The organism is Flavobacterium sp., assembly GCF_044361065.1.
GTDB lineage: Bacteria > Bacteroidota > Bacteroidia > Flavobacteriales > Flavobacteriaceae > Flavobacterium.
Genome location: NZ_JBIKJI010000151.1, coordinates 1 through 4,961, shown reverse-complemented (window position 1 = coordinate 4,961; position 4,961 = coordinate 1). Strand labels below are relative to the sequence as shown.

The 4,961-nt window shown below is 30.5% G+C and carries 5 protein-coding genes; 3 read left to right on the top strand and 2 right to left on the bottom strand.

Annotated elements, in window-relative coordinates; translation table 11 throughout:
• Positions 1-46: 46 nt before the first annotated feature.
• Complete coding sequence (locus tag ACIQ11_RS08780) at positions 47-397, bottom strand: hypothetical protein (protein ID WP_353078524.1); 351 nt, start codon at positions 395-397, stop codon at positions 47-49.
• Between the two features lie 78 nt (positions 398-475).
• On the bottom strand, positions 476-1,450 hold the full coding sequence (locus ACIQ11_RS08775) for a polyprenyl synthetase family protein (protein ID WP_396154269.1): 975 nt from the start codon (positions 1,448-1,450) through the stop codon (positions 476-478).
• 172 nt (positions 1,451-1,622) lie between these two features.
• On the opposite strand from ACIQ11_RS08775, the gene ACIQ11_RS08770 reads away from it, so the two are divergent.
• From ACIQ11_RS08770 to ACIQ11_RS08760, 3 genes are read left to right on the top strand one after another with little or no spacing between them, the layout of a single operon-like run.
• Complete coding sequence (locus ACIQ11_RS08770; protein WP_396154268.1) at positions 1,623-2,219, top strand: TetR/AcrR family transcriptional regulator; 597 nt, start codon at positions 1,623-1,625, stop codon at positions 2,217-2,219.
• Positions 2,220-2,229: 10 nt separating this feature from the next.
• Positions 2,230-3,567, top strand: a complete 1,338-nt coding sequence (locus ACIQ11_RS08765) for a TolC family protein (protein ID WP_396154267.1) — start codon at positions 2,230-2,232, stop codon at positions 3,565-3,567.
• Positions 3,568-3,584: 17 nt separating this feature from the next.
• Positions 3,585-4,712, top strand: coding sequence for an efflux RND transporter periplasmic adaptor subunit (locus ACIQ11_RS08760; protein WP_396154266.1), 1,128 nt, complete (start codon positions 3,585-3,587; stop codon positions 4,710-4,712).
• Positions 4,713-4,961: the final 249 nt, after the last annotated feature.

Here is a 4,961-nt window from a genome sequence, read left to right as displayed (position 1 = left end):
AATGAATTGTGGAATAAAACAATTTTAAAGAAAGAGCTGGAATAAATTAATATTTATTTCTAAACCATACTTTTTGCCATTCGCGTTTTAAAATTAAAAACGTAACGTCTTCGGATAATTTAAAAACATCTGAACCGTCTAATTTTTTAATTTGATCTTCGGAAACATCAATAATATATAATAAATTTAAGTATTCTGCGAATTTGTAATTGATTAATTTTATAATTTTCTCCTGTATCAAAAGCTTTAATTCAAATGGGAAAATATCCAAAGGAATATCAATATTTTCATTTGCTAAAGCAAAATCTTTATTCGTTTGCTCTATTAATTTGAAATATAAATCTTGTTCCTCTGCTTCTTCAATTAATGAATCGATGGATGTTGGTGGTAAATACATAAAATTCCAATTTTTTAAATTCCAAATCTTAAAATTTCTCAAACCAAATTTGGAATTTGAGATTTTTATTTTGGAATTTTATACCTTTCTGTTCATTAATTTTTCTCCAAATAATCTTAAAACCATTTTTTTGTCTTCAGAAATTTTCATTTTTCCTAGTGTTTCAAAAGCTATTTCAGTGTAGTTAGCAATGGCTTCTTGTGTGGCTTTGCTGGCACCTGAAGTATTAAAAATTGTTTTTACGGAATCAATTTTATCCGAATTATCATTGGGTTGTATAGAAAATAAATGCAATAATTGTTGTTTGTTTTCTTCAGACGAAAACGCCATTGCTTTTAAGTACAAATAAGTTTTTTTGTTTTCGATAATGTCGCCACCTACTTGTTTTCCAAAGGTTTCTGGGTTTCCAAACGCATCTAAATAATCGTCTTGTAATTGAAATGCGATGCCTAAATTTAATCCAAAATTATAAATTAAATCTGCATTTTCTTCTGAAGTTTCTGCTACAATAGCCCCCATTTTCATAGCTGCTCCTAATAAAACGGCTGTTTTAAATTCAATCATTTTTAAATATTCCGGGATAGTAACATCGTCCCGCGTTTCAAAATCTACATCGTATTGTTGTCCTTCGCACACTTCTAAAGCGGTTTTGCTAAATAATTTCGCCAGTTTTTGAAATATATTTGGTTCGTACACTTCAAAAAATTGATAGGCCAAAATTAGCATAGCATCACCAGATAAAATTCCGGTATTAATGTTCCATTTTTCATGAACGGTTTCATTCCCTCGTCTCAAAGGGGCGTCGTCCATTATATCATCGTGAACTAATGAAAAATTATGAAATACTTCAACGGCTTTGGCTGCAGAAATTGCTTTTTTATAATCGCCATCAAAAATATCAGTTGCCATTAATGTTAACACAGGACGAATTCTTTTTCCGCCAAGCGATAAAATATAATCTATGGGTTCATATAAGTTTTTCGGTTGTTTATGAATGTGAATATTTGAAAACTCTTCCGAAATAACATTTTGATATTCTGATAATGAAAGCATATTAGTAATTTTTTGGCTAATTTAAGCTAATAATTGCATACTTGCGCCACAATTTTAATGTTAAATTTATGTGAAGATTACGGAAACTATTTTAGTTTTAAAAGTTTCCATTGTACTTTTGTAACCGAAATTAATTAGAAACTATAATTAATATCAAGAAATTACATTAAAAATGAAGGAAAAAATTATCAATAGAGCGAAAGAAATGTTTTTGAAATTAGGTTTCAAGAGCATCACTATGGATGATATTGCCTGCGATATGTGTATTTCAAAAAAAACAATTTATAAATATTTTTCAAATAAAGAATTGTTAATTGAGGAAAGCACACAATTGGTTCACAAGGAAGTTAGAGAAACTATTGACACAATTGTGGCTAAAAATTTTAACGCTATCGAAGAAAATTTTCAGATTCGAAGAATGTTTAAAGAAATGTTTAAATATAGCGAAACTTCTCCAGTGTATCAATTAAAAAGACACTATCCTGAAGTATATCAAAAAGTAGTAGGTTATCAAATTGAAATATGCGAAGGCTGTTTTCGTGATAATATTTTAAAAGGAATTTCCGAAGGGTTGTACCGAGAAAATATTGATGTAGAAAATTATGTAAAATTTTATTACACCTTAATATTCAGCATTAGCGAGAATACTGCCTTGGAGAGAGATGCCAACAACTTAGAACATATCGCATTAGAATATCATATTCGTGCTATGGCAACGTTAGCCGGAATTATTGAGTTAGAAAAACAATTACAGATTATAAATAATTAAATTTAAAACAATGAAGATTAAAATAACAGTATTTCTGTTTCTTTTGAGTACCATTCAAGTTTTCTCGCAAACAGAAACTACAAGTTTTACGCTGAAACAAGCGATTGAACAAGCCCAAAAGTACAATTATAGCGTAATAAACGCTAACAGAGATTTAGAACTTGCCAAACAAAAAAAATGGGAAACCACTACAATGGGATTGCCACAGTTAAACGGTTCTGTAAATTACCAAAACACATTTGAATTTACCAAGCAAGGGGCCGCAGCAAATGCTTTTAATCCAATGGCAAATCCGAATGACATTATGTTATTGGCTTTTGGTACGAAACACGTCGCAATCGGAAATCTTACATTAAGTCAACTTATTTTTGATGGCTCGTATTTAGTAGGTTTACAATCGGCTAAAACCTATTTGAAAATTTCTGAAAATGCCAAAGAAAAAACAAATCAAGAAATTAAAGAAATTGTCATTAATTCATACGGAAATGTGCTTTTAGCAGATGAAAGTATCTTAATTATCAATAAAAACAAATCAGTTTTAGAAAAAATTCTATCAGATACAAAGGAAATTTATAAAAACGGATTAATTGAAGAAGAAACGATTGAACAACTTCAAATTACCTTAAATTCGGTTAATAACGCCTTAGAAAATGTAACCAAACAAAGAGTTATTGCCTTAAATATGGTGAAATTATTGCTTGGAATTAATTTAGAGGAACCAATTATTTTAACAGAAAAATTAAATGATTTAACTCAAAATAATATTGATTTACAACTTTTAATTTCTGAATTTAATGTAACCGAAAATATCGATTATAAAATTGGCAAAAATGTAGAAGAAAGCAAACAACTTATGGTAAAATTAGAAAAAAGTAAAGGTTTACCATCGTTGGGCGCACAAGTTAACTTTGGATACAATGCCTTTTCAAATGAATTTTCATTTATGAATGCAACTCAAAAATGGAGTAATTTTTCAAATGTTGGAATTGGATTAAATGTGCCAATTTTTAGTAGTGGTGGAAGAAATTCTCGTGTTCAACAAGCCAAAATTGATTTAGAAAAATCAAGAACCCAACTTACAGAAACGGAACAAAAATTAAAATTACAATATCAAAAAGCCAAAAGCGATTACGAATATAGTATTAATCAATACAATAACGCTCAGGCCAATTTAAAATTAGCAGAACGAATTGAAGCCAAACAACAAGTCAAATTCAAAGAAGGTTTGTCGTCAAGTTTTGACTTTGCTGAAGCTCAAAAACAATTATATTCTGCCCAACAAGAAGCATTACAAGCAATGCTTGAAATTATAAATAAAAAAGCAACTTTAGAAAAATTAGTTAACTAAAATAAATGAACTTAGATATGAAAAAAGTAGTACTTATTGCCACCAGTTTATTACTGATAGCTTGTGGAGAAAAATCAACGGATGATTTAATTAAAGATAAAAACATTACCGAATTAAAAAATAGAAAAGCAACCATTCAAGCAGAATTAGAAAAAATTGATGCGGCTTTAGTAAATGGCAATAAAACCCCAGAAACTGAAGCATTAGTTTCGGTAGTAATAATTAAAGATACTGTTTTTAATCACTATTTAGAAGTGCAAGGAAATGTAAATACGAAAGAAAACATCTTAGTTCAACCAGAATTCAGTGGAACTTTAACCACTTTAAATGTAAAAGCTGGGCAACGTGTTTCAAAAGGACAAATACTTGGTAAAGTGGATGATGCCGGAATGAGTCAGCAATTGGCCAGTATTGAAAATCAATATGCTTTAGCAAAAACCACTTTTGAAAGACAAAAAAATCTTTGGGACAAAAAAATTGGATCTGAAATTCAGTTTTTACAAGCTCAAGCTCAAATGATTTCTGCACAAAAATCAGTAGCCCAAATGCGAGCTCAAGTAGCAAAAACCGTAATTCGTGCACCATTTTCTGGAACTATTGATGAGGTTTTCGTGGAACGCGGACAAGTAGTGGCTCCTAGCCCACAAGGTTTAATGCGTATTGTAAATTTATCTAATATGTATGTTTCAACAACTATACCAGAAACGTATATTGGTAAATTGAAACCAGGAACCGAAGTTGATGTATTTTTAACATCATTAGGAAAAACCTATAAAGGTAAAGTACGTCAAGTTGCTAATTTTATCAATCCAAGCAACAGAAGTTTCGGTATAGAAGTAAGCGTTCCTAATCCAGATAATTTATTACGTCCAAATCAGGTTGCTAAACTAAAAATTATTGATTACACCATTAACAATGCCATTGTAGTACCAACAAACGTGGTACAAGAAGACGGAGAACATAATAAATTTGTTTTTATTGCAACTAATGTAAATGGAAAATCAGGTGTAGCCAAAAAAGTACTTGTAAAAGTGGGTAAATCTTCTAACAATGTTACTGAAATTTTAAGCGGCTTAGCTGCAAATGATGTAATTATTACCGAAGGTGTAAATAACATCGCTGAAGGAATGAAGCTTAATTTTTAAAGCCCCCTAACCCCCGAAGGGGGAATTAGCAGCTTTGAAAAAAAGTTTAAGTCATAAAATCATTTTATTGAGTATTAATATAAATTCCTATTGACCCCTAGTAGGAGTTCCCCCTTTGGGGGTTAGGGGGCTTATATGAGTCACAAAAACAAAGAATTCGGAATATCGAGTTGGGCTGTAGACAATCGAGTTACAGTATATATCTTAACGTTGCTTATTGTTATTACGGGTGTTATTGCCTATGTAACG